Source organism: Gluconobacter sp. (assembly GCF_047722525.1).
Classification (GTDB): Bacteria; Pseudomonadota; Alphaproteobacteria; order Acetobacterales; family Acetobacteraceae; genus Gluconobacter.
The window spans coordinates 33398-56712 of record NZ_JBDNYY010000012.1 but is presented as its reverse complement, the minus strand read 5'-3'; the positions used below and the strand labels follow the sequence as shown (position 1 = coordinate 56712).

At 57.5% G+C, this 23315-nt stretch carries 16 protein-coding genes and 1 pseudogene; 3 read left to right on the top strand and 14 right to left on the bottom strand.

Going from position 1 to position 23315, the window contains the following annotated elements; genetic code table 11:
• Positions 1-51: 51 nt before the first annotated feature.
• Both ABF859_RS11505 and ABF859_RS11500 read right to left on the bottom strand, forming a co-directional pair.
• Positions 52-150, bottom strand: a pseudogene (locus ABF859_RS11505) (DUF736 family protein); the annotation flags it as partial.
• A 597-nt stretch (positions 151-747) separates the two neighbouring features.
• A complete protein-coding gene (locus ABF859_RS11500; RefSeq protein ID WP_415527922.1) occupies positions 748-1188 on the bottom strand; it encodes a hypothetical protein in 441 nt (146 codons plus the stop codon).
• A 163-nt stretch (positions 1189-1351) separates the two neighbouring features.
• On the opposite strand from ABF859_RS11500, the gene ABF859_RS11495 reads away from it, so the two are divergent.
• Positions 1352-1561 carry a hypothetical protein gene (locus tag ABF859_RS11495; protein WP_415527916.1) on the top strand — a complete coding sequence of 70 codons (210 nt, stop codon included), beginning with the start codon at positions 1352-1354 and terminating at the stop codon, positions 1559-1561.
• A gap of 9 nt (positions 1562-1570) precedes the next feature.
• On the opposite strand, the gene ABF859_RS11490 is transcribed toward ABF859_RS11495, so the two are convergent.
• The 9 genes from ABF859_RS11490 to ABF859_RS11450 all read right to left on the bottom strand — a co-directional run bounded on the left by ABF859_RS11490 (position 1571) and on the right by ABF859_RS11450 (position 18095).
• Positions 1571-2497, bottom strand: coding sequence for a DUF2493 domain-containing protein (locus ABF859_RS11490; protein ID WP_415527915.1), 927 nt, complete (start codon positions 2495-2497; stop codon positions 1571-1573).
• Between the two features lie 322 nt (positions 2498-2819).
• Complete coding sequence (locus ABF859_RS11485; RefSeq protein ID WP_415527921.1) at positions 2820-3866, bottom strand: toprim domain-containing protein; 1047 nt, start codon at positions 3864-3866, stop codon at positions 2820-2822.
• Complete coding sequence (locus tag ABF859_RS11480) at positions 3866-4294, bottom strand: hypothetical protein (RefSeq protein WP_415527914.1); 429 nt, start codon at positions 4292-4294, stop codon at positions 3866-3868. Before ABF859_RS11480 ends, ABF859_RS11485 begins: the two co-directional genes overlap by 1 nt.
• A gap of 83 nt (positions 4295-4377) precedes the next feature.
• The gene (locus ABF859_RS11475; protein WP_415527913.1) at positions 4378-5580 is read right to left on the bottom strand and encodes a DUF932 domain-containing protein; all 1203 of its coding nucleotides are present in this window, start codon (positions 5578-5580) and stop codon (positions 4378-4380) included.
• Between the two features lie 278 nt (positions 5581-5858).
• Positions 5859-8537, bottom strand: a complete 2679-nt coding sequence (locus ABF859_RS11470; protein ID WP_415527912.1) for a hypothetical protein — start codon at positions 8535-8537, stop codon at positions 5859-5861.
• A 383-nt stretch (positions 8538-8920) separates the two neighbouring features.
• Positions 8921-13786, bottom strand: a complete 4866-nt coding sequence (locus ABF859_RS11465; protein ID WP_415527911.1) for a hypothetical protein — start codon at positions 13784-13786, stop codon at positions 8921-8923.
• A gap of 458 nt (positions 13787-14244) precedes the next feature.
• Positions 14245-14679, bottom strand: coding sequence for a hypothetical protein (locus ABF859_RS11460; RefSeq protein WP_415527910.1), 435 nt, complete (start codon positions 14677-14679; stop codon positions 14245-14247).
• Positions 14676-15722 (bottom strand): ParA family protein, encoded by a 1047-nt coding sequence (locus ABF859_RS11455; RefSeq protein ID WP_141261911.1) that lies wholly within the window; start codon positions 15720-15722, stop codon positions 14676-14678. The genes ABF859_RS11460 and ABF859_RS11455 overlap by 4 nt, the downstream gene beginning before the upstream one ends.
• 327 nt (positions 15723-16049) lie before the next feature.
• Positions 16050-18095 (bottom strand): ParB/RepB/Spo0J family partition protein, encoded by a 2046-nt coding sequence (locus ABF859_RS11450; protein ID WP_415527909.1) that lies wholly within the window; start codon positions 18093-18095, stop codon positions 16050-16052.
• A 392-nt stretch (positions 18096-18487) separates the two neighbouring features.
• Between ABF859_RS11450 and ABF859_RS11445 the strand changes: the two genes are divergently transcribed.
• On the top strand, positions 18488-18682 hold the full coding sequence (locus ABF859_RS11445; protein WP_415527908.1) for a hypothetical protein: 195 nt from the start codon (positions 18488-18490) through the stop codon (positions 18680-18682).
• Positions 18683-18694: 12 nt separating this feature from the next.
• Positions 18695-20374, top strand: a complete 1680-nt coding sequence (locus ABF859_RS11440; protein WP_415527907.1) for a recombinase family protein — start codon at positions 18695-18697, stop codon at positions 20372-20374.
• A gap of 45 nt (positions 20375-20419) precedes the next feature.
• Here the strand turns inward: ABF859_RS11440 and ABF859_RS11435 are convergent, their stop codons facing one another.
• Genes ABF859_RS11435 through ABF859_RS11425 form a run of 3 tightly spaced genes read right to left on the bottom strand, consistent with a single transcriptional unit; the run spans position 20420 to position 23151 of the window.
• Complete coding sequence (locus ABF859_RS11435; protein ID WP_415527906.1) at positions 20420-21451, bottom strand: RES family NAD+ phosphorylase; 1032 nt, start codon at positions 21449-21451, stop codon at positions 20420-20422.
• A 7-nt stretch (positions 21452-21458) separates the two neighbouring features.
• Positions 21459-22394: a sce7725 family protein gene (locus tag ABF859_RS11430; protein WP_415527905.1), complete on the bottom strand. Its 936-nt coding sequence runs from the start codon at positions 22392-22394 to the stop codon at positions 21459-21461.
• A gap of 7 nt (positions 22395-22401) precedes the next feature.
• Positions 22402-23151, bottom strand: a complete 750-nt coding sequence (locus ABF859_RS11425) for a sce7726 family protein (protein ID WP_415527904.1) — start codon at positions 23149-23151, stop codon at positions 22402-22404.
• Positions 23152-23315 lie beyond the last annotated feature (164 nt).

Here is a 23315-nt window from a genome sequence, read left to right as displayed (position 1 = left end):
GATACTGAATCAGCAGGCAGCAATTACCGCAAGGTGGAGTTTTTCAACACAATCGGGAACGATGCGGACATTGCGGACCTGAACCGAGAGGGTGACGATCTCGCCGACATACTCGTTGCCGGACTTCTTGAAGGTGCCGATGGTGGCCATGATACTGCTCCGTGATCTCTGTTATCGAGCCCGCACCATTGCGGCCTCGATGGCGATCGACGAGCCGGGGGCGATCGGCGGCGCACCCTTCAGGGCCGCAGCGCAGCGGAGGACGGCGGGACGGAATTTTCTTGTTTCGCGAGGAATGACGGCGCAGCCGTCAGGGGAAGAAAATTACGGCCTGCCGTTGCGCCAGAGACGATCGAGGCGCAGCCGCCCCTCGGCTAGATCAGCCATTTTCAGAGGCCGTATGCGTGCGCAGCCCGACAGAGCGACCATCACGGAGAACATGAGGCCCCCTCGGCGTGCAGGATCCGGCAGGAAAGAGCATGAGCGTCGTCACGCGTTCGTTTTAGGCCATGACATGACCCGTTCCGGGGACGATGCCAGACAGGTTGCCGCGCTATCTGCTGTTTCTGTCAGCCGGTCGCGGACGAGGGCCGTCCATGACCGAGTGGTTCCAAGAGGAAAGCGGCAAGGGCCAGTAACGCGTTGAGGCGAGCTAACACCACGTGAGCCGCCCTCCCCTGATGACAGGACTGGCAGGCAGACGACGCATCTGGTCTGGTCACCTGCCTGCAGTCTGCCGGGGCGGGGTCAGACGCGCGCGATGTTTCCGCCGTACGGTCCGGGTGGGGCCACGGCTGTAAAGCGGATGAAAGCGGTGATCCCCACCGCGATCGCGCCGATGACGGAAAAAAAGAACTGCCATGCCGCAGACGGCATCATCATCTGGGCAATCCCATGTGTGGTGCTGTAGCCCATGATGATAGCGGGCACGGTATAGAGCAGGACAATCAGCAGCCTGAGCCACGCCCAAGGCACGCAGGCGAATGCGATCTGGCCGAGAATGAAGGTCGCGGCTCCCGCGACAAACCCGATGATGACCGCACCCAATAGGCCGGCACCGGTATCAAAGGCCCAGAGCGCAGCCATCAGATCGGTGGCGCAGGGCAGTGCGAAAACTGCGACGGTGAAGAAGAACCAGCACAGGAAGCCAATGCCGGCAACGAGCAGGAAGGGAGCAAGGATGAACATGGTGGTGGTCTCCGTGCAATCGACGATGTCGGACGGGTGCGCCTGCCACCACCACCACGGCGCACTCGCATCATAGCGAAAATGATGTGTCGACGGAACGAGAATCGTACTGGCGTCCGGCACGCGGACATGCATCGTTATCTCCTCGCATGGAGAAGACATCATGGCGGAAATCACGGGACGCGAACTGCATCTGGTCAAAAAGGCACTCGCCATTGCAGTGCTGGCGATCGAGCGGCAGCCGGGGCCATTTCAGTCCCATTCGGACATGCAGGACATGAAAGGCCTGCTCGATCTTCTGGCGCCCGGCGATACCGAACTCGCCTTCTACGCCCGGGCTGCGCGGATCTCCGTCACGGGCAATCCGGAGTGAAGACGGCGCTCACGCGCCGCCTCCGAACCGCAGGACCGGGATGCCGAGCTTTTTCGCCTTGTCGGCCAGATTTTCCTGAATGCCGGTTCCGGGAAAGACGATGACGCCGATCGGCAGGGTGTCGAGCAGCGCATCGTTGCGGCGGAAAGGCGCTGCCTTGGCATGCCTGGTCCAGTCCGGCTTGAAGGCGATCTGCACGATCTCGCGGTGATCGGCCCAGCGTGAGGCAATGAATTCGGCGCCCCTGGGCGAACCGCCGTGCAGCAGCACCATGTCGGGATGCTTGGCCCGGACCTTGTCGAGCCGATCCCAGATCAGGATATGGTCGTCGAAATCGAGACCGCCAGTGACGACAACCTTGGGACCGGGCGGGACCAGCAATTCGCCCTCGGCACGCCGTCGGGCGTTGAGGAAATCGCGGCTGTCGATCATGGAGGCCGTCATCGTGCGGCGTGAGACCAGCGAGCCGACCTTTGGTCGCCACGCGCTCAGGGTCAGGCGCTCGAACTGCTCCTGCGCCTCGTCGCGGAAGATCTCGTAGGCGTTGCGGCGCTCGATCAGGGTCAGCCCTTCGGCGATCAGCCGCTCCAGCTCCACCGAGCGGATCTCGCTGCCGTCCTGCTCCTGCTGACTGCGTTTTTGCGCCACCTCGTTGCGGTCAAGCTCGCGTTCGACCTGGCCGACCATGCGATGGAAGATGTTGACCGTGGACCAGAGCAATGCCTCGAGGTCGGGTTCCAGCCGTGTGTCGGTCAGGGTCGCGGCGATGGCGTCGAAGACGTCGGCCACGGCACCCCCGATGCGCGGAGCTTCGGGTAGCGGCCTGAGGTCCGGCTCGTCCTCGAAGGGACGGTAGCCATACATCTGGAGTTCGGCCAGCACATGGGCGGTGGATGAAGCGGCGTGCGGCGGCTCAAAATCGTCGGTGCGGGTCATGATGCGGTCCTCCCAGGTCTCCGGCCGCGCCCTCCGCGGCCTTTCCGGGGGCGGACAGCGTCAGACCAGGGATGGGCCGGAACCGCGCGCTCGCGCGCGGCCGCAGCGCAGCGGAGGATGGCAGGGGGCCGGCTATTTTGCTTCGCGATGTAAAGCGCCCCCACAGGGGCGCGACGGAAAATAGCCGTCCCCGCCATTGAAGGCCCGGCCCGGCTGACGCCCGCTCCCCACCTGAAAGGCCGAGGCGCGGACCTGCCGAACGGGAGGCACAACAGGACCGCCGACAGAAAACGGAAACCGCCCGCCCCTCTTTCCGGCCTGCTCAGGTGCCGGCGGTCTCCAGAAAGCGTGCCACGTCCGATGGCGCGAGTTGCGGATGCAGGATTGCCCGCAGCGCACCGCGCCCAAGGGCACGGAGATCGTCGTTGAAATCCGCCAGACGCGGTGACAGACCGATCAGCTCGATCCCTGCCTCATCCGCGCGGGCGTGCAGCGTCGCCAGCGCCTGATCCCCGGCCGAGTCATCATCGCACAGGACGTAGAGACGGCGCAGCATGGGCGGAAACGCCATGGCGGCGAGATGCGCTGAGGACAGGCAGGCGGCTAGTGGCAGATCGGGCAGAACCTGCCGCAGCGACAGGACCGTCTCGATGCCTTCCCCGGCGGCGAGCACGTCGGATGCCACCCCGAAGCGCACGGCATGGCCGAGCAACCCGCCCAAGGCACGGCGCGGATGATCGACCGGCGCCTTGCCAAGGCCGTCCGCCGCCAGCCAGGTGCGATGCACGCCGGTCAGAGTGCCGTCGAGGTCGGTGACGGCGGCAATCATGGCGGGCCAAGTCTCGGTCGGACCGTCCTCGTCCGGCCGGTAAAAGCAGCGCGGATGGAAGCGCAGGGCGCCGGCTCCGTGCAAAAGCGTAAGGTCGCGTCTACGGAGATACGCTTCTACGGGTGTGCCCGCGATCGGCCCGGACATGGCCCAGAGTCGACGTGCGGCTTCCAATGAACTGGCGGGACCGCCTTCCTGCGCGGGACGATCCCTTGAAGAAGGTGCCGGATCGGGACGCGGCAGGCTGAGAAAGGCACGCGCCTCGTCGGCCACGTCGCGGAAATCCACCAGGCCGAGGCTTTCGCGGATCACGTCGAGCAAGTCGCCGTGCTTACCAGTACTGGCATCGGTCCATTTTCCGGCCCTGCCGTTGGCGGTGTCGTGCAGCCGGACAAACAGCGACCGGCCGGGCACATTCCGCACGTCGCCGACCAGCCAGTAATTGCCGTGACGGCGACCGGCGGACAGATACCGCCGGCACGCCGCCTCCGCGTTCTCCGCCAGGCGGCGGGCGAGATCGCCTGCATCATGCGAGGCCATTACCCCTGCCCTCCTGTGTCGGGATTGCCCCCATCCAGGGCGATCGCCAGCCAGCGATCGGTGGTCATCCATGAAATCGTCTTGCGCCGGCCAAGGTCAAGCAGATGCGCGCCACCGCTGAAGGCCCCGATCCGGGGACGTGAACAGCTATTGGCCCACTGGAACCCCCATCGTCCCCGCAGCCGGAATGCCCGCGCACAGCGTAGCACGAATTCCACCACCTGATGCGGATCGCCTGTTGTCTCATTGTGCATCCAGAGTTTCGTGCCACCATATTCAGGCACGATCGACAGGACAAAACCGTCAGAGGGCGGATCTTCCGCCGCCAGTTCGTCCATGAATTCATTGTAAAGGTCGAGCGCCTTTGCGGCATTGTCCACCGTGCCCACATCGAGCACGCAGGAAAAATGCGTGAAGAAATCGGCCATCGAAATGACTCCCGAAACGAAAAAACCCGGCACAGTGGCCGGGCTCGTAAAAACGTCTTTACGGAAAGACAGAGAAGCTGCTTTCAGGAAGCACGCTCCATCAGCCTGCGGGCCTTCTCCTCCAGATCCAGCCGCGTGTCCTGATTGGCCCTGGTGCGGGCCAGCGCCGTGATCCCCTGCACGAAATCGAACACGCTCTCCGGCTTGCGCCCTTCCTCGTGCAGCACAGTTTCAATGATCTTGGTGGTTTCCGGTTTCGAGAACCCACGCCGACGCAGGAAACTGTCGCGGTCCTCGTCAGTTTTTGCCACCAGCGCCCGACGCGAGGCCTGAATGCCAGAGACGAACGAGGCCGGGCTGGCCGTGGCGAAATTCCGGAGCGCTGGTGTGGCCTGATGCACGAAGCGTGAGGCTGCAAACTTGCTATGCCGGATCGTAATCTGTTCGAAATTTTCCACGCCCCAGAGCATTCTATTTTGGCACACTCCGCGCAGGTAGAAGGAGGCGATACCGAGGCTTTTACTACCGACTTCCGAATTCCAGGCGTAGAAGCCCCGGAAATAGAGATCGGGGTCGCCGTTGGGCAGGCGTCCCGCCTCAATCGGATGCGTATCATCGACCAGAAACAGGAACACATCGCGGTCGGACGCATACAGCGTCGTGGTTTCCTTCGTGATGTCCACATAGGGATTATGGGTCATGGTGGCCCAGTCGATCACACCCGGCACCTTCCAGTTGGTATCACCCGTGCCGTCACCGGCAATCTTGCGCACCGCTCCGACCAGTTCATGGTCCCAGATGCGGCCGTAATCCGGCCCCGTGACGGCGCGCAGTTCCACACGCCCGTCTTCGGTCTCCAGCGTCTTGACCAGTTCGGCGCGGTGCGACAGCAGCCCGTGCTGGAGATTGATCGCCGCCAGCGGGGCCGGAAGGTTGCGCAGGTATGACGATGGCGCGCCGACCAGGCTGCACATCTGGCCGAACGACCAGTGCGTGGGCGCAATCGGCTCATTCTGTCCCGGCACGGTCAGGGTCAGACGCTCGGCATTGTCGCGCGAGGCCTCGACGCGAATGGCGCGGCTCTCCACCGTGCGGGCCGTGGCCTGCTCCGCCCGCGCCAGTGTGGAGGCATGCAGGTCGGACAGGGACAAGTAGCGCCCGTCATCGGGCCGCGAGAACCATTCGGACGAGACGCGGGCGCTGCGCTCCCCACGCGAAGGATCGATCCGGAACCCGCCAGAAGCGGCGCCACGGGACGCAGGGGGCAGGATGGTGGTTGTGGTCATGGGAAACTTTCCTCTGATACCGGTTATTCGGCACCCAAGGCGAAGCCACCCTCTGCCTCTGATCACCGCTTCCCACACGGGATCCCATGCAACCGCAGAAGACACCTTACCCCTCATCCCGGAGTATGGCGCACTGTCACCTACCCGAAATTACGACCGCAATGGGGGGAATGTCGATTACTGGGAAAGGATGACCGAAAGCAGCCATACGCTTTGCTGCTGATGAGCTTGCATGGTACACAAGTTTCGTACGCGCTCTCCCTGTGAGCCCAATTACCTCATTTGATCTGTGCTGAATTCGCTGCAAGGCCGCTTTCCAGATGTTCTTGGGCGTCGGCCTTATTATCACACAGAATGCGTCGGGCGTTGCCTTGTGCCGTGCCGGGACAAATCTGCGATGCTAGTTCTATGATATTGTCGAGAGAGAAAGTGTTTTTGATTTCGTGGAAAGCAACAACGTTACCTGATGGATCGCAATGCAAAAAATGAATGTGCGCCTGCGCTCGCATATGAGATAATGCATTTTGGCTAGCTGGATCACAAATGTCGAATAGTAGAGTATGTCGCTCGAAAGAGCCATCAAGAGCCACATCAACGATAATGTAGCCGAGCCAGACGCCTTTATATGTGAAGGCTCCCGGATTCATCTCGTAGTATGGCGTCACAGTTCTATCGAGCGGTTGGGTAGTATTAATGACAATTGCGATTTCTGGAGCAATATCTTTCGAATGTTTGACTTCCAAAAAACGCGCACCTGCTGTTCCGGGATGGTATAGGCCATCGTCACTGAAATCAATTTTTTCGCCGAGCCAGTGGTTGTCGATTCTCCTCAAGGAATTGAATGAGCCATACCCCCACTCATGAAGTTCTATGATTTTTCCGTCTATGTTGCTGCGAAGCGCCTTAAGCGTTCCATCTGCTAACTCGCTCCAGTCGAGGACGATGAGTAGATCGCGGCCTGAAGCACGATTAAGCACCGCGACCTGCTGCGTGTGATCGAGCGGAGCCATTGTTTCGGGCTGGTCGATGATGCTTGAACCCACTCCCCCATCTGCACCAATAAGTATGCAGGGCAGCTGGCCCTCGGGTAAATTGCGCAACATATCATCAATGCCGTGCCGTAAATCCTCGACATCGAAAGCCACGTTATGGGCGAGAACCTGTCGACGACGTAACGGCGGTATCCAAGCATCGCTGAGGTCGACCAGAATAGGCATGCATTGCTTAGCATCAACCGTGGCAGACATCCTTTCAAACAGGGCGAAGGCGGTCTCGCAGGATTGAAGCCACTCGGGCAGCGAAGTGATCGCAGTAGTCCACTTATCTCGGGAATCTTGATGCTGGTCTATCGACGCGCACAGGTCTAGGCAGACTTGCCAATATGCCTCTGCAGAGCAAGTTGGCGATAGACTCGGTGTGAATCCCGCCTTAAAGGCCGCTCTAAAGATGCCAGACAAAGGCGACTCATCGAGTTCTTTAAGCAGCCAATCGCCAAATTGTCTTATGTTTTCCGCAGCTTCTGCAGTAGGTTCGGCGAAGAGGTAGAGCGGCTCCATAGGCCCGCTTGGATCGACCCAACTGCGTGCTAGATCGGCTAGCTCAGCATTGTAAACGGCGAGCTTGCAATTCACCCATATCCATTTTGCCTGATCGATTGAACCCTGTTGGGCCAGCGTCATAGCACTTTGCAGCAAGACGCCGACTTCAAAAAGTGATCGCGCCCCGATGCGCCCTCCAAAAAACGGTTGGCTGCCGGTCATTGCTGTGATGATTTGCAGACCGACCACTGGGGAACCGACGCCGACAGATTGATCGAGATGAAAATGTTCCCGGGCGGCAGCACTTGTTCCGATCTGCCCCGCGAAGTCGGCAACCATCCCCCAATACTGATATCCGGTGACGATGTTACCGTGATCCTCAAGCCAAGTCATGTCATCGTGCCAAGTGCCGTCTCGCAAATGCTCGATCGTCGCACGATTCCGCAATGCCTGACGCAAGGGCAGGAGGATTGCTTCTAGCCCAGGTTCGAACCGCATCTCGTTAGTCGAGAAGAAGCTGCTGAAAAAAGACGCGAAGTCACTGTCGCGAGTCGGATTTACCGGGTCGACCGGAATATGGAGATGCGCGGGATCCACCGCATATATGATAATCCCGACCTCGTTACTATTGTATCCATTTTCCCAGATACAGCTAAAGCCATGCTGGCCGGCCCGGTCTGCTGCTTGGCGCATGAGATCTCCGGCTTCTCTCAGTGCCAGCCAAGATGCTTCTGGGTCCACATCCTTAAACTGTACACGATAGGTACGCGATCTCAGTGCCGCTGGTGCGATATGAACCTGGAAGTGACGATACCAAGCCTGATCGGTTCGCACCGTGAATGCCAAATCTGGTTCTTCCCCCGACACAGTGAGTGCCAGCAGCGATGGGCGGCCTCGTGCCGCAAGCGCCGCATAAGCATGATTGAGGAGATCACCCCACTCGCGCGCGATGAGAACAAACACAACGTCCATTCCACCCATGAAAGGAAAATGGTTCCGTAATTCGCGTTCGTATGCGAGCAATTCCGTGACAGCCTGGCGTTCAGGTTGCTTGTCGTCCTTCAACTCGACAAGGATAAGCCGCCCAAGTTTGCGATTGAAGAGCACGAAGTCCGGGCGAAGTATCTCTCCGGGGTTACGCGAAATGCTAGTATTGTCGGATATGATTTCAACATCGCCGAGCGCGTTCAACGCCTCGTCAGCAGCAAGTATAATTCGCTCCCGCTGCAAAGAGTCGATGGACAGGGCAGGAATGATATGCGGTCCCCTGAGAGCGGTGGCAGCTTGGCGGACTGCTTCAGTACCTTGAATCGCAGCAAACAGCGCATTTTGCTTGGCCAACCGTGCGAACAATCGCTGGATTGCTTGTTCGTTGACCTTGCGTTTGGAGGGATGTGTAGATGCGTTGATCATACTCATGCTTTACATGCCCAGTTAGGGAAAAAATAAGGACTTTAAGATTATGCATGGCGACCTTCACTTGAAGGGCGCCCTCCCTTACGGCAGCTGCCCGTGGGTGAACACGTGTGCTCCTTGCTTGGCTGGCCACGTCCCTCTCGTGAACGTCGGCTACACTCGAGACCTGTCAATCTTGCTTAGGTGCGCGTGTGGCTGATGTGTCCCAAACTCGATCTATCGCGGTCCGCCTGGTAATGTCGCCTTATGGCAACCGTCACAACCGCGTGGATGTCTACCATAAGGCGACAGTTGTCTATCTACTTGTCTTCTTCAAACGAACAGGCAGTTCAGGCAGGATTAAAGATCGTCTTCTGCATTGTTTTGGTATCAAGGGCTGGTCATCATCAGCGAAGCAAGTCGGGGAGATCATAGAGCAGATTCAATGCCTCCGGCCAACCGATGTCGGAAAACAGGCGTAAAATTTCCACGAGTGCGGTGCGACGTGCATTATCCTCGAAGACCGAGCGGTAATCGGCGATATAACGGGTGATCATCCGCACGATCACCGATACAGCGAGACTTTCATGATGATAGCCTTCTCGTTTAGCTGCCCCAGTAAGCAGTGCATGGAGACTGTCAAACACACCGACCGGATCGCCAGGGATTAGAAACTCGTAAAGTTGAACGAGCTGATGGTGCGTCGAGGGTTCATGCGACGCCGCAAGCAGTGCGAGCATCGGGCGGTAATTGACAAGAAACCGATGCATCTCTTTAGGAGATATAAGCCCGACTAGTCCCTCGCGATTGTCGGCATACGCACCCGAGCCGAAATAAAGCTGGTTCATCAGGTGGCCGATCACGGCCTCTCCTGAGTTGTAGGTGGTAACGGCGGCATTGCGCTCAACGTCACCGACCGTTCCACTCGTAACTGCGATATAGCTGGCTTCTGCGGCCGCCAAGCATGCATCCAAGATGATCATCGCCGCCTGCTGCGAGCGATCAGAAAGCTCAGTATCGCGCTTCTCGCCATCCATGTAGCGTGCGAAGAAGGCGCCGCGCAGCATCGACAAGAAGGCCGTGCAAAACTCGCGGTGTACGGCAGGATCGCTGACCCATGCCTTAAGCCATTCGAGCGCAATGGCCTCGTTCTGCCAACACCAGAGCTGCGCCGTTAGACTGCCGAGCTGCTTGGCAACTTCGTCACGTCCAGATTTATCGTCGCGGCGGATCGTCTCGCTGCGAGCACGCACGATCTCAATAATCGCCTTGCACTTCTCAACATCGTGCCAGATAAAACGCGGAATAACATCATGCAGAAGATGGCTGATTACACCGTTATGTGGCTCAATCCGCGCGATGCGCTCAGCAAGACCCCACATTCTCTCGGGTGCAACGTGGCTCAACACCTGAAGGTTTTGAGTCGCCTGCAGGCGGACCTGTGGTACGGGATCGGAAAGGATCGTATCGAACATGTCGACGATCTCGCGGCGATCTGTACCAAACCTTCCAGCAAGCGAGACGTATGCGTTGGCTGCGTAAACGCGGACGTCCCAATTGCTCCAGGTTAGGCTGGAATCTTCATCCTTATTCTTGATCTCCGGGAAACGGCTCCCCCATAGCCGACGCAACACGGCAAGCAGTTCGTCGACCGATGGCATACCATCGACACCGGGCGCATAGGTTGGGGCAGTGGCAATACGCTCAATGGCATTGCCTACATGTCCCCAGACCGGCTGCTGGACCTTCTCGTGTATCGTATCGGCATGCGCATCATAGAATGCGATCGTTGCTAAAACATTTTCCCAGAGCACGGCGAGCGCCATACTCTCGCTGTCCGAAGGTGTAGCCCCTACTTTCTCGTATAGCGCTTCGGAGTGGGCTATCATCTGTGCGTCGAGGCCCTCCTCGACATCAACACCTTCGCGGGCGAGGAGGGTGCGTGTGATTCCGCGCGATGACTCCCAGGACACTGACACCGAGCGCGTCGACGCATTGCTGACCAGTTCGTTCGTCTCGAGTAGTTTCTCTCGCAGCGCACGCATTGTATCCGTCGCGATCGCGACCACATCGACCGATGACAGAAAGCGGCTCAGCGTGTGACGCCACCAGCGCTGCTCGGCTTCATCCGCAAACAAGTCCGGCCGCAACGCTTCATTCTCGAAGGTTGTCCTCTCCTCAATCGACCTCAACGGATAAACCATAGCTAGAAAGTGGACCGCGTCGCGGACGATATCACGATGCGTCAGGATCGTGATGTTGCATGCGAACGGCCACAACAGATCCGCTACCTCGTCGACACGCTCAGCTCCAACGCCTAGGATACGCTTCCATACGGCTGACCCGGCATAGCCGGTTGCGGCCGCCTCAACCGTCTCGGCAAAGACGGCAGGCGAGCAGCCACGCAGATGTGTGACGAACTGAGCGAGCACATCGTCGTCCTGCGTACCGTGGCGATTTTCTGTGTCATCCCAGGCTTTATACTCATTATCGTAACCAAGTAGGTCGAACGGCGTGCGGCCCGACACAGCGACCTGTTTGCGGTCGTCGCCCACGGGCATCGTGCGATCGGTGTCGCCAAGTGATGCCTCGATGATCGCACGCGTTCCGAGCGGCACCGCAAACTTAAGGAGGCGGGTAGCCCGCCGACCCAGATTGTAGCGGCAGTGGCTATAGTCCTGCCTGCGGTTCGACGAGAGCGGTAGGATCCGGCTCATCTGCCCGCCCATGAACGAGGTGCTGTTATCGGTGATGTCGCGTGAATAAAGCACACGGTAGATCTCGATCGCGAAATCGGCGTCGGCATGCGCGATCGGTATGATCTGCTCGGAGAGCCAGGGAGCCTCCTTGTCGGCATGGAGAGAGAAATGCGGGTCACGAAGAATGCGGTCAAGCAACGCTCGCGATGCGACAGGATCGGCTGCAAAGCTCTTGCCGACGAAACGGATCGCGTTAGTTGCCGTCTGCTGCATCAACGGATCAGCGGCCCATGCAAAAATGAGCAGTGCCCGTGCTGCGCCGTTGAACACATTAAGCAATTCAGTTTCATTAAGATCAGCATTGTCGAACAAGATCTGGAGCAGGAAACGTGTCGCGTCGACAAAATTGCTCGAATGCGCGCTGATCGTGGCGTCGGCGACCATCGCCCACGCGAGCGCTTCGTCTGGCAGAATGTTACCTGCAGCACCGACCGCCAAGCCGACGAAGCGGGCAAGCCGTGAAAGCATTATCGCAAGCGTCTCATCATTCGGACGGGCGGCAATCAACGCAACCAACCCCGCGATGTCGGCTTTCGTGCTCACTCGCTGAATCGCGGTACGCAGTGCAACATTGGCGAGCACCGGGTCGACCGCCGGATCTCTGGAGATATCCGCGATCAAACCCCATACCTGAGCCTTGTCGTTTGCGTCATCGCGCCACAGTCGCTCTATTGTAAAGCGCAGCGCCGGTGCGAGCATGAGCCCGATCGCGCTGTCACCGCTGATTTGTGAGATCAGTCGCGCAGGATTGTCCCATTCGAGGAAGAAGCGACCGGCAACATGGTCAAACAGCACATGATGGGCAAAGCTGACCAGATCGCCAGATTCGGTAAGCACGCCGGTCTGGATGACCGTGTCGAGCTGATCGTGCTCGACGACCACCTTCCGCACCGCAAGGCGGCGACGCTGCACCATGGCGCTGACCGTGGCAGCTGCGGCCCTATGCATCGGTGTTCCAACGAGCCGGCGATCCTCATAGGCGTCGATCAGATCTGACTGCGTACCGACGGTGCGGATGCTGTCGGGGCTTGTACCATCCGCGAGCAGTTGTGCGGCGAGCGAGAGGTTGAAGACGTTACGCAGCAGATCGCGCAGCTTGTCGGGCGCGGCGGAAAACAATGCGCCAAGATCTGAGGAAGCGGCACCAGCGGCGTCAAGATCATCTTCCGCCAGCCGCGGCACCAGGACATGCCGGACATTGCCTAAGTCGGGCTCGGCATAAGTGGGATCTGGAGGAGATCCGGGCATCGCATCGCGGAACCGACGCCCATTGCGCAGATCGAACGTACGGATCGATGCGATCACAGTCCAGTCAGGAGCAGATGTACTCAGCACTTCGATCAACTGAGAGAAAACGCCTTCCGCTGCCCCCCCACGCGCGGCATCCAGCGCATCAATGATGAGCAGTTTACGTCCCGAACCCGGCGCGGCGGCGAGCACCTCAATTAGCGGATGTGCCAACCCCAGTTCAGACTGAAGACTGGCGGCGATGGCCACGCCCGGGAAGCGGTCGACCGAGAGGAACACAACCGTGTCACCCGCCGCTTGGTGCATTTGCGCCAGCGTGACCAAAGCACCGGTTTTGCCGGCACCGGGCTCGCCGACCACGATGAACGAGCCAGTATCGAGAGCCGCGTCAAGCGGGCCGTCACTGGCACGCGTGATCGGAATGCCGCCAGCGATCGGCAGGCGCGTGTGTCCGGCAAGACGCGTAAGCTCCATCTTGGTCGCGGTCGATAGGCGTTCCAGATCGGCGGCGTAATCGGCAGCGGCCACGTCATTGTGGCCAAGCCGACGAAGCTCGTGCAGGAGACCAGCGCGATCGGCGGCTGCACCGCTGCCGATCATGTCCCGAACAATGCCCTTCAATGCGCGCAATGGTGCATCACCAGCAGCTTCTGAACCATAGAGCCTTACGCCAAGCAGACGCGAGGCTTCGCGCCAGTTGTCTTCTCCCTCGTTCATCGAGAAACGTACGACACAAAACATCCGTGCCATTGTCACGAGTTCTTCATCGGTCAGCGGAGTGGTCGAATGTGTTAACCATGCAGCCCGCACATGCGTCTCGAAGAGATCAAGTGCTTCACTCTCCGCCGCAGAACGCCCGGCTTTAGTGCCGACCCAACTGCCGCCAAGATCGAATGCGCGGCACCCTCGCTCCAGCGCATCGAGCGTACGCGACGCGCCTGCGCTAACTGCCAGCACCGCACGCACTTTCATTGGATCGACCACATTACCGGCGGCTCGGGCATTCATCACGATCCGAACAAGCTGACTGATGGTCTTGCCGAGCGGGCTTTCGACGCTTTTGGAAAGCCCCGCGCTAGTCTTGCTTTGCAGATCAATGAGGCTAGCGTCGTCCTGTGCCAGGCGAATGTCGTCAAGTCCATCACCTGTCTCGAGCTGGATCGAAACAGGTAAGGCGGCATTGGCAAGGCCGAAACGTCCGCCAACCGGCATTCGTGCCAACAGATGGGCGGCAAGCCAGGTGCCGACCTCAGCCTGGAAATCCATTCCGGCTTCTGTTGCCCGCCCACCCGCATTCATTCTCGGTGTGGGTGGTTTTTCGTTATCCAATCGCGTCTCTTTCAAAATTTTAAAGTTTCGCCCAAACTACTGGTCGAAATGACCAAATCCACAAAGTGATTATCTAGGAAGATCAGGCTATCCCCTTTTGAAGGCCGATAAAATTCCTGTTCGCGTTCGACCAAGTAGGCTGCTGTACTGTAAAATAATTCACGTCTGCTAATTGGGGTACAAAACTCTCCGCCAAATATCTGCGTCGAAGGCGAAACTCGCCCGTGCCTACTCTGTTTCCGTTGACCTGATATGTGGCTTGGACGCGGACTGAGGCCGGTCTACTTCAAGACCACAGGACAGCGGTACCCGGCATGAGATCGCACAGAATATGAGTATGCGATTATTACTGGCCTCCTGCGTCTTTCTGTCTTGAAAGTAACGACTGTGGAAGATCATTCTTTCCGAAAGGCATCGCCCTTTGTGGCCCGCGCCAACGCCATCTCCACAATGCGATTGATTACCCGATCCCGGTCCCGCCATTTCATGACGAGCTTGCCCGGGTCCATTCCATACTGCGCGACAATGTCATGAAGCAGGTCCAGTTCGAGGCTCGCCAATTGCTCGCGTAGCCTGACCTCACCATGAACTACCAGATCGATTGGATCGAGAACCGCCGGAGATCGCCTGCCGCCGCGCCGTTTTCTCATATTCTTGCCATCGACTTCAGCCCCCCGCTGCGATGAAGCTCTGGAGGGTGATGACGAATGCAACGCCGCTGGCTCACTAGTGGCAAAGGCTGCTTCAAGACGTGCCTGAAATTCGGGATTTCGCGTAGCCTCCTCGGCGACCACGGTGGCTATCCTGATAAGAGTGTCTTTCAGGTTCATGCCTCGATCTCCATCTTCTCCAGCAATTCCTGCGCGAACTCGATATATCGAGTAGTCAAGTCACCATAACCGTACTTCTGCTTAAGTGTCCGTCGTCCACTTTGCATTTCGGCTGCGGCGGCAATCTGGTTTGCCTGACGTATCACGGTTTCGAACACCGGCGGATCGTTACGACGGCGCAGATCCCTTGAGACGTTCATATGAACCGTGGAGTTCTCCATATATTTCGTGATCAGGATACCAAGCGGCTCAATGTCCTCTCCGATCTCCCTGGAGAAATTACCAACCCTTTTGACGATCTGGGGGATGCCATAGGTCGAGAGTACGTCGGGAACCGTCGGAATAATATAACCTTCGGAAATGCGAAGCCCGTTCAATGTGATGATTCCGAGGTTTGGTGGGCAATCCACCAAGACGAGATCATAATCGTCAAGAATTGATTTTACTGCAAGGCGGAGAAGGTCAATCGGCGTTACGGAGTAGAATTGTCCCGTTGGCGCGCTGGCCAACTTATCTTGGACATCGATCAGATCAAGGCTAGACGGCAACAGGTCAACTTTTTCGGCCCCTTGCACGTCAGAGACTTTCTTCTGAAGTGTCTTTTTCAGATCGAATATCTTGTTATGGGGATCCAGCGCATCCTTGAACAAAGTCGCAAGCGTCCACCCCTTTTCATTGATCTCTTTCCAGCGCTTTTCTCCGATCAGCATGGTGGTCGCATTGGTCTGTGGATCAAGATCGATCACCAGAACGCGCTTGCCAAACTTCGAAGCCAGCGTTTCCGCCACTGCGACCGTGGTGGTCGTCTTGGCGACGCCCCCCTTCAGATTGATGAGTGATACGACACGGGCCATTGGCACTTTCCTTTTCCTAAGCCATATTTTGATCGTTCTTGTCCTGAAGACCGGTCCTGCCTTGAGATCAGCCAGCGGCTTCGGAAAATCCGCGAAGCGCGCGCGCCAGTTCGCGACAGCTTGACGCGACACACTCGCCATACTCGCGATTTCGTTGATACCGATAAGGTCGTCGTCGTTTTCTGCCATTCCAGCCCCCTGTGACCATCGGTCACATATATTGTTTACATAGTTCACAGACGATCCGCAAGTCAGATGTTCCGTTGAGGATGAGATTATGAGCAAAGAAATGACGGGGGGAACCGGAAAGGCGATCACGGTCGCGGTGCACCGCGTCAACCATTGCGCTTACCGATCGGCTGAACGACCAAATCGAGAGAATAGGCTATGTGCGCTGGCTCCATAAAACACGCAGCAGCAATCTTAATGACAGACATGAGGACGAAAACGGAAGCCTCCAGGCAGCAAGAAGGCGGCTCCCGGAGATCGAAAGCCGCTCTATAAATGGGACTCGTATCACTCTACCGCGATGGCCTCAGAACTATCGGACGCGCAAATTTGGATCCCTCCTGCTTCAAGCTGCCCTGCAAAACCTTTTGTCCGCAGCACCTCGGGCAGCCAGCTGGAGCCGTCGAGCAACTGCTCGGCAGCCTGCGCCATGTCGCTCTTCTTCATATGGGCGATGCGGTCGGCGGCCTCGTTACCACGCGCCTCGCGCACGGCTTCGAGAATACGGGCCTTGGTGACACGACCGAGATAATTCTCCACCGTCGGCTGCCAGCCCGCCTCGGCCAGGTCGAGCTTGAGCGCCGTGGCGAGACGGTCAGCTCGCGCAAGCCGCTCCCGGACGCTGCGTGCCAGAGACGGACCATGGGACGATTCATGCAACGCATTGATCCCGAAGGACAGGCAATGCGCCAACAGCGCGATGCGACTGGTGTCGTCCAGCCGGTCGAGCCACAGCCAGAATGCATCCTCGTCTTCCGGCAGGTCATGCTTCCAGCCCTCGTTGCGCTGGCGCAGCGCATGGGCTGGCAGGCTACCCGGCATGTCGGGGGAATGCACCGGCAGCGGGATTTCCCGGACATAGGCTTCCAGACAACCCGCGCCCGAGACCTGCCAGTAGAGGTCGCGCACCAGCGTGTGCAGCAGTTCCGTCAGCGCGATATGCGGATTGGCCCCAAAAGCATCCCGCAGGGCCAGTGTCCTCCACGCCGTCAGTTCGGTCAGCAAACGGTCGGAAAGTGGCTTCAACCCGTCCTCTTCTTCAGGCTCGATCTCTTGGGATGTCATGCCTTCCGGCTCATCCCGATCATCATAGCCTTCAATGCCATCCATGGCATCGCCATCGCTGGCGACATCCTCGGGTTCCAGCGGCATGTCTTCTGGCCGGACAAAGCCCCGTTCGACCTGCAGCGTGCCATCGGTGTCCAGGCTGACAAAGACACCAGCGCGGGCCATGTCCACCGGATCGAAGGACACAGGGCGTTCCTCCAGCGCCTCAATGGCCTGCTCAATCTCGCCCAGCCGGATATCGACGTCCTCGGGGAATTCATCGGCCTGCGCGTATTCCGCCTCGATGGTTTCCTGCTCGCTGTGCAGCGCTGTCAGACGGGCCGCTTCTTCGTCCGAGAGCACAACAGGCGTGCCTTCGATCTCCATGAAGTCCCGTGTGTGCCCCCAGGGGAAGGACAGCGCCGTTTCGACCCATTTCCAGCCCTCGGCACGGATATCCTCTGCGGCTGACGCCAGTTTTTCCATCACCAGCCGGTCGAGCAGGGTCGGATTATCCAACCATCCTCCATCATCAGCCTCGAACAGGTCACGCATGATGTGCCCGCCGGCCGCCAGATAAGCCTCCAGCCCGACAAAGCGCACGCGGCGATCCGATGCGCGCACGGTTTTCTCCGTCAGCATGCGGCGGATCAGATAAGGCTCGCGATTGTGGCTCTGGGAGACGATCTCCCAGATCTGTTCCTGACGGGCATGGTCATCGCTGATCGAGAAGGCCATGAGTTGCTCGAGCTTCATGCCATCCTGCTCGTAGATCTCGAGCAGTTTGTCCGACACGCTCATCAGGCGCAGGCGCTGTTTAACCACGGTCGGCACGACGAAGAATGCGGCCGCAATCTCGTCCTCGGACATGCCCTTCTCCAGCATGTCGCGAAAGGCACGAAACTGGTCCAGCGGATGCAGGGCCACGCGCTGCACGTTTTCGGCCAGGGAATCATCCTCGGCGAGAATGGCCGATCCGGCCTCCCGCACGACACAGGGCACCGGGGCCGTCTTCACCAGTTTCTTCTGCTTCACCAGCAGTTCGAGGGCGCGGAACCGGCGGCCACCGGCAGGCACCTCATAAGCGCCGGTTTCTGCCCCCTCCCCGTTCAGGACGGGCCGGACGTTCAGGCTCTGGAGCAGCCCGCGACGTTCGATGTCGCGGGCCAGTTCCTCGATCGACAGGCCGGCCTTGACACGCCGCACATTGGACTGCGACAGCACCAGCCTGTTGAAAGGGATATCACGGGACGCATTGAGGGCGATTTTCTGGATGGCGCTCGCCATGACGGGACACTCCGTGACGGACGGGCGGAAGCCTCTCTCCCACCCCTGAATCCGTCACGAAAACCCCACTTCCCTCTTCCTCTCTCCCGGCCCCACCAGACGCCGGATCGCATCCACGGAACCGCGTAGATACGGCTTTACGGAACGCCGATCCGTCCCAACCAACCTGCGAGTCGATACACGCTGCGATAAATTGCGACTATTATAGTCGCGACATCACCAATTTGTGATAGTGCGGGCAGCGATAGCCGCGCGTGTTCGCGACTATCCCAAAGCCCTCTTCCTACGATCCATCTCTTTGTTTCCGCGTATTTTTCTGTTCACGCACATCCCGTCCGACATCCACACTGCCGTTAGAGCTAACCAAAGGTCCATGCAGAAAGGACGGGAAGATGGCACGCCAACGCGATACGATAGCTGGCAAGCTGCGGCTCGTTCTCGACGCCCCGGACGCCAACGTGACACCATTACGCAGTGGAGCCGATCCGCGGCTGGTCAGTCTGGTCCGGCTTCTGGCCCGTCAGGCCGCACGGGATTTCGTCAACGCTGAAGTGGAGGCCGCGAGGCGACGCGATTTCCAGGAGTAGGGAGATGGGATTGTGAAGGTCGCGCTTTATGCCCGCTATTCGTCCGAAAACCAGCGTGATGCCTCGATCGAGGATCAGTTACGCCTCTGCCGGCTTCACGCGGAAAAGCAGGGCTGGACGATCGTCGACAGCTATACCGACCGGGCGATCTCGGGCGCTTCCCTGCTCCGCCCCGGTATTCAGGAACTGATCCAGGACGCGACGCGTGGCCGCTTCACGATCGTACTGGCCGAAGCCATGGACCGACTGTCGCGCGACCAGGAAGATATCGCCGGTCTGTTCAAGCGGATGACCTTCTCCGGCGTGCGGATCATCACCCTGTCCGAGGGAGACGTCACACACCTGCATATCGGCCTCAAGGGCACCATGAACGCCCTGTTCCTCAAGGATCTGGCCGAGAAGGTCCGGCGAGGGCTGCGCGGACGCGTCGAGGACGGCAAGTCCGGCGGTGGTAATTCCTATGGCTATGACGTGGTGCGCCAGTTCGATACGAAAGGCGAGCGCATCCGGGGCGACCGGACCATCAATGAGGAGGAGGCCCGCACAGTCAGGCGGATCTTCACCGATTACACGCGGGGCAAGTCGTCGCGCACGATCGCCATGGAACTGAACCGTGACGACGTTCCGGGGCCACAGGGCCGTGAGTGGGGGCCGTCCACCATTCACGGCAATCGGGAACGCGGCACCGGTATCCTCAACAACGAGATGTATGTCGGTCGGCTGGTCTGGAACCGCCTGCGCTACCTCAAAGACCCCGATAGCGGCAAGCGCGTCTCGCGCCTCAATCCTGAATCCGAATGGGTGATCCAGGACGTGCCGGAGTTGCGGATCGTCGAGCAGGATCTGTGGGACGCTGTAAAGGCACGCCAGGCCGAAACAACCTTCAGCCAGCCGGAACGGGGCAACGAGGCCCTCAGTGAGCGGCGCCGTCCCCGCCATCTCTTTGCGGGGCTGATCCGCTGCGGCTGCTGTGGTGGTGGGTACAGCATGATCTCGAAGGATCTGCTGGGCTGCTCGACGGCGCGTAATAAGGGCACCTGCGACAACCGCCTCAACATCCGTCGCGACGCACTGGAAGCATCGGTTCTAAGCGGTCTCCGGACACATCTGATGGAACCGGAGCTGTTCAAGGAATTCTGCAACGAATTCACCCGCGAGGTGAACCGACTACGCATGGAACTTGGTGCCGATCTCCCAGCAATGCGGAATGAAATTCCTCGCATCGACAGAGAACTGGATAAACCGCTGAATCTTATCCTTGCCTCAGATGACATTGAGGCATCCAAGCGGGTCATGAAAAAAATGACGACGCTCGAAGCCCGCAAGGAGGAACTGGAACAGAAGGTCGCCAATACCGAAGAGCCGCCTCCCCTTCTCCATCCGAACATGGCGGAGATCTACCAGAAGCGGATTGCCAGCCTGCACGAGAGCCTTCAGGCGGAAGAGACGAAGACCGAGGCTGCCGAGCGCCTGCGCACGCTCATTTCGCAGATCACGCTCCAACCGGCGGACGGCGAACTGGCGATCATCCTGCGCGGTGATCTGGCGGCGATCCTGCAGTTCGCGGCGCGCAAGAAAAACGCCACGGTCCATCGGGACAGTGGCGTTCTTGATGCGTTCGTATCGCAAGTTCAGATGGTTGCGGGGGCACGCAGCCCCCGATACCGACAGTCATTGATTTTTTCTATATAAATCAAAAATAAAATTCATACAGTCTTTCGATAGATGACAAATACGCTAATCCTCTTTGACCGGTTTTACATCAACGGCCACTTTAGAAACATTGTAGCGTGCAACCGAATCACAAGAAGCCTTCTCGGGATCGAAAAGCGCCAGATTGAACCCGTCACTCACAGAACTACGATAAATGACCCCATCAAAGCCGCTTTTCTTAATGAACTCACATAAGTATTGACTAGGAATATAATCAATAGCGGCACCGTGAGGTAGCACCGGTCGGGTCAGTTCATCGCCAAGGCGCTCCAGAAACGGGAGAGCAGCTCGTAACTGGCCTATGTCAGTAGTGTCGGTCAAAATAAATGGCGAAACAAGCTTACGTGGATTACGCAAATCGACAGCTTTAATACTTGGAATGTCAAACTGAGCCACACAAGCATTTTCGCCGGTATGTGGTCGGACTTCTGCCACTGCAGTGCCTGGTTGCGATCCAAGATAAAGATATGGGATACCCGCAGGATTGGCACGACCGTGCGAGGCCCTACGACGTGGTGGCGCACCCATCTGGTCGATCGGATAATCTTCGTCGTCGACACAGATACGGGAGCGAAACCAGCGGTGCGGCAAGTTCGACGCAATCAGCAACGCCAAATGTCCTCGCAACTGATCAAGGTCGATCTCCACGTCGAGAAACCAACGATTCCTATACATCATTTCATCACGAAGTTTTTCCCACTGCTCTAAACCCTTGCTAATGTAACTCTCGGAAGGAGCAAAATATTGACGGACTATTTCGCCATCATCCAGAATTTCACTGAGCAATTCTTTAGCATGTGCCACGTCCATTGCGGGATGGTCAAAGAGATTCCAATCATCCTTCAACCACTCAACCAAAAGCTTGCCATCATCATTACGTTCATAGATGTTAATAAGCGCCCCAAAAACATCCGCAAGCTGCGATGGCTCGACTAAAGGTACATTTAGCGTGCCACAAAAACTACATGTGCCCTGCTTAGATTTGAGTGACGGTATTATGTTGCCACGAAGCCCAACGTCACCAAAACACTCAGGGCAACAGTATCTTTTAGCCATACGCGCCTCAACCGAGATAGGCTGCTAAGGTCTCGATATGATGTTTCATTGAGAGTTTTTTTACATAACCCAGCCCTGGAAAATGACCTTTCGCATGTAGTTCTCGAAACTCCTTAATCGCACTAGTTTCGAGTAGCTTCGATCTCTTCGTATTAAGTTTCTTGATTAGCTTATCAAGTGCTTGCCCGAATTTCCCGGCAGGATCTGTTGGAGTATCTTTAGTATCTGACACAAAATGATAGATATACATCATATCGTCTTGGTCAGGATCTATAAAAGTCAAATGGAGAGCAACTGCATACGCGGGGCCTCCGCTTTCACTATAACTATCACCAACCGTCAAAAAATCTCCGAAGCCAGACATACCAAGATCTGAATATGTCACATGCAAATCAGAAAATTCCTCAATTTCTGGGTAATCAGCATTCCTCTGACGATTAAAACCATCCTGCACAAGAACGCGATCACTTGAAACAAAATGCTTTCGATAAAGAAGTTTAGCATGATCTTCAATGAAGACATTCTTGATATTCTTCATTTCACTTGCCAGCTCCGCAACCAGCAATTTCGGTGCACTAAAGCCGGCATGAATAAATACTGGATGATGATCAGCGTGAGATGAATAACACGTAAGGACATCTTCTACATTCATGTCATTACGCAACAAGATTCCTGCAACGATAGATTCATGACAGGAATAACCATCTCTGAGCAATTGACTAATATTAGCACCATCTTCTTGATGGTCACCGTGATGAGGATTTACAATAACGATTGCACGACCACCGGCAGAGCAAATTGCTTTAAGGGTTTTTTCAAGTCCCCCTAACGCCTCTCTAACGGGTTCAATGATCGGAGTGAAATTGTTCTCAGCCATTAAAGTGGCCATTTCACGAATAGTAATCAGTTCGAATTGTTTTCCACGAAAATAAGGATAATACATGCGGTCTTTAGCTCCATGCCATTGCCGCATCCAGCGGACTTCTGACGGCCTCTACCAACCGATCATGATCGGTCCGGCGAACGGGAATTGATAGGGCAGCAGCTTGCAACGATTGCGGCAACTGCTCGACAAGTTCACTCAGTGGCGCAAGATTACGGGTCCGCTTGAGAACACGTACCATTTCGGCATGCACACTCATTGGATCGAGATCAATGAAAAGCTCTCGTAAAACAGCATGACGTCGAGTGTTAGGAACATCTGGCACAGTACGTCCTAACGCTCTAATAATCGAAGTCGCTTCAGCAGCCCGAAGTGACTCGAATACAGATGCAGGGCAAATCCGCTCAGGGCTATCCAGAGCTTCCCGCACCGTTGAGATCTGGTAGCGTTTGGATAAGCACATAACACCAACGTCTGACGGAACAGTAGATAAGACGCCGTTTACATGACTTTCACTCGCGATAACGTTAACTTTCGCGAATACACGTTTATAATTTTCGACCTGGTTGGCGAGACGGACCAAACTATCCCGCTCGGATTTTATCTCATAAACGGTCGCTGTACCGTTCAAAACAACAAGGTCAGCTTTGCATGATCCCGCCCGGAATTCATTGAGCATCGACGCAGTACGCAGTGAGTGGGTGCCCATCAGTATCTTGTGACTGATTGCCGTCCGATAGACATACTCGTCACGCTTCCCCGCCACTTTAAGTGTGTCGAAAGCCGCATCGAAAACGTCACCAACGCTTGCCTGCAAGCCACAACGAGCCTCAAGATCAGTTTGGTCGACAAGCCGACGGAACAGACCAGACCGCCCCTTCTTCGCCAGCTCCCGAAAAACAGCAGCGGAAAATAGGCGTGTAAACGCAGACAGTTGTACTGAGCTGTAGATGGCCGTTCCTCCCGTCCATTGAGCAGTTC

Bases quoted from the DNA above. Each gene is read 5' to 3' on its own strand.
- ABF859_RS11500 (WP_415527922.1), bottom strand. From the start codon at position 1,188: ATGTTCATCCTTGCTCCCTTCCTGCTCGTTGCCGGCATTGGCTTCCTG.
- ABF859_RS11495 (WP_415527916.1), top strand. From the start codon at position 1,352: ATGGCGGAAATCACGGGACGCGAACTGCATCTGGTCAAAAAGGCACTC.
- ABF859_RS11490 (WP_415527915.1), bottom strand. From the start codon at position 2,497: ATGACCCGCACCGACGATTTTGAGCCGCCGCACGCCGCTTCATCCACC.
- ABF859_RS11485 (WP_415527921.1), bottom strand. From the start codon at position 3,866: ATGGCCTCGCATGATGCAGGCGATCTCGCCCGCCGCCTGGCGGAGAAC.
- ABF859_RS11480 (WP_415527914.1), bottom strand. From the start codon at position 4,294: ATGGCCGATTTCTTCACGCATTTTTCCTGCGTGCTCGATGTGGGCACG.
- ABF859_RS11475 (WP_415527913.1), bottom strand. From the start codon at position 5,580: ATGACCACAACCACCATCCTGCCCCCTGCGTCCCGTGGCGCCGCTTCT.
- ABF859_RS11470 (WP_415527912.1), bottom strand. From the start codon at position 8,537: ATGAGTATGATCAACGCATCTACACATCCCTCCAAACGCAAGGTCAAC.
- ABF859_RS11465 (WP_415527911.1), bottom strand. From the start codon at position 13,786: ATGGATTTCCAGGCTGAGGTCGGCACCTGGCTTGCCGCCCATCTGTTG.
- ABF859_RS11460 (WP_415527910.1), bottom strand. From the start codon at position 14,679: ATGAACCTGAAAGACACTCTTATCAGGATAGCCACCGTGGTCGCCGAG.
- ABF859_RS11455 (WP_141261911.1), bottom strand. From the start codon at position 15,722: ATGGCAGAAAACGACGACGACCTTATCGGTATCAACGAAATCGCGAGT.
- ABF859_RS11450 (WP_415527909.1), bottom strand. From the start codon at position 18,095: ATGGCGAGCGCCATCCAGAAAATCGCCCTCAATGCGTCCCGTGATATC.
- ABF859_RS11445 (WP_415527908.1), top strand. From the start codon at position 18,488: ATGGCACGCCAACGCGATACGATAGCTGGCAAGCTGCGGCTCGTTCTC.
- ABF859_RS11435 (WP_415527906.1), bottom strand. From the start codon at position 21,451: ATGGCTAAAAGATACTGTTGCCCTGAGTGTTTTGGTGACGTTGGGCTT.
- ABF859_RS11430 (WP_415527905.1), bottom strand. From the start codon at position 22,394: ATGTATTATCCTTATTTTCGTGGAAAACAATTCGAACTGATTACTATT.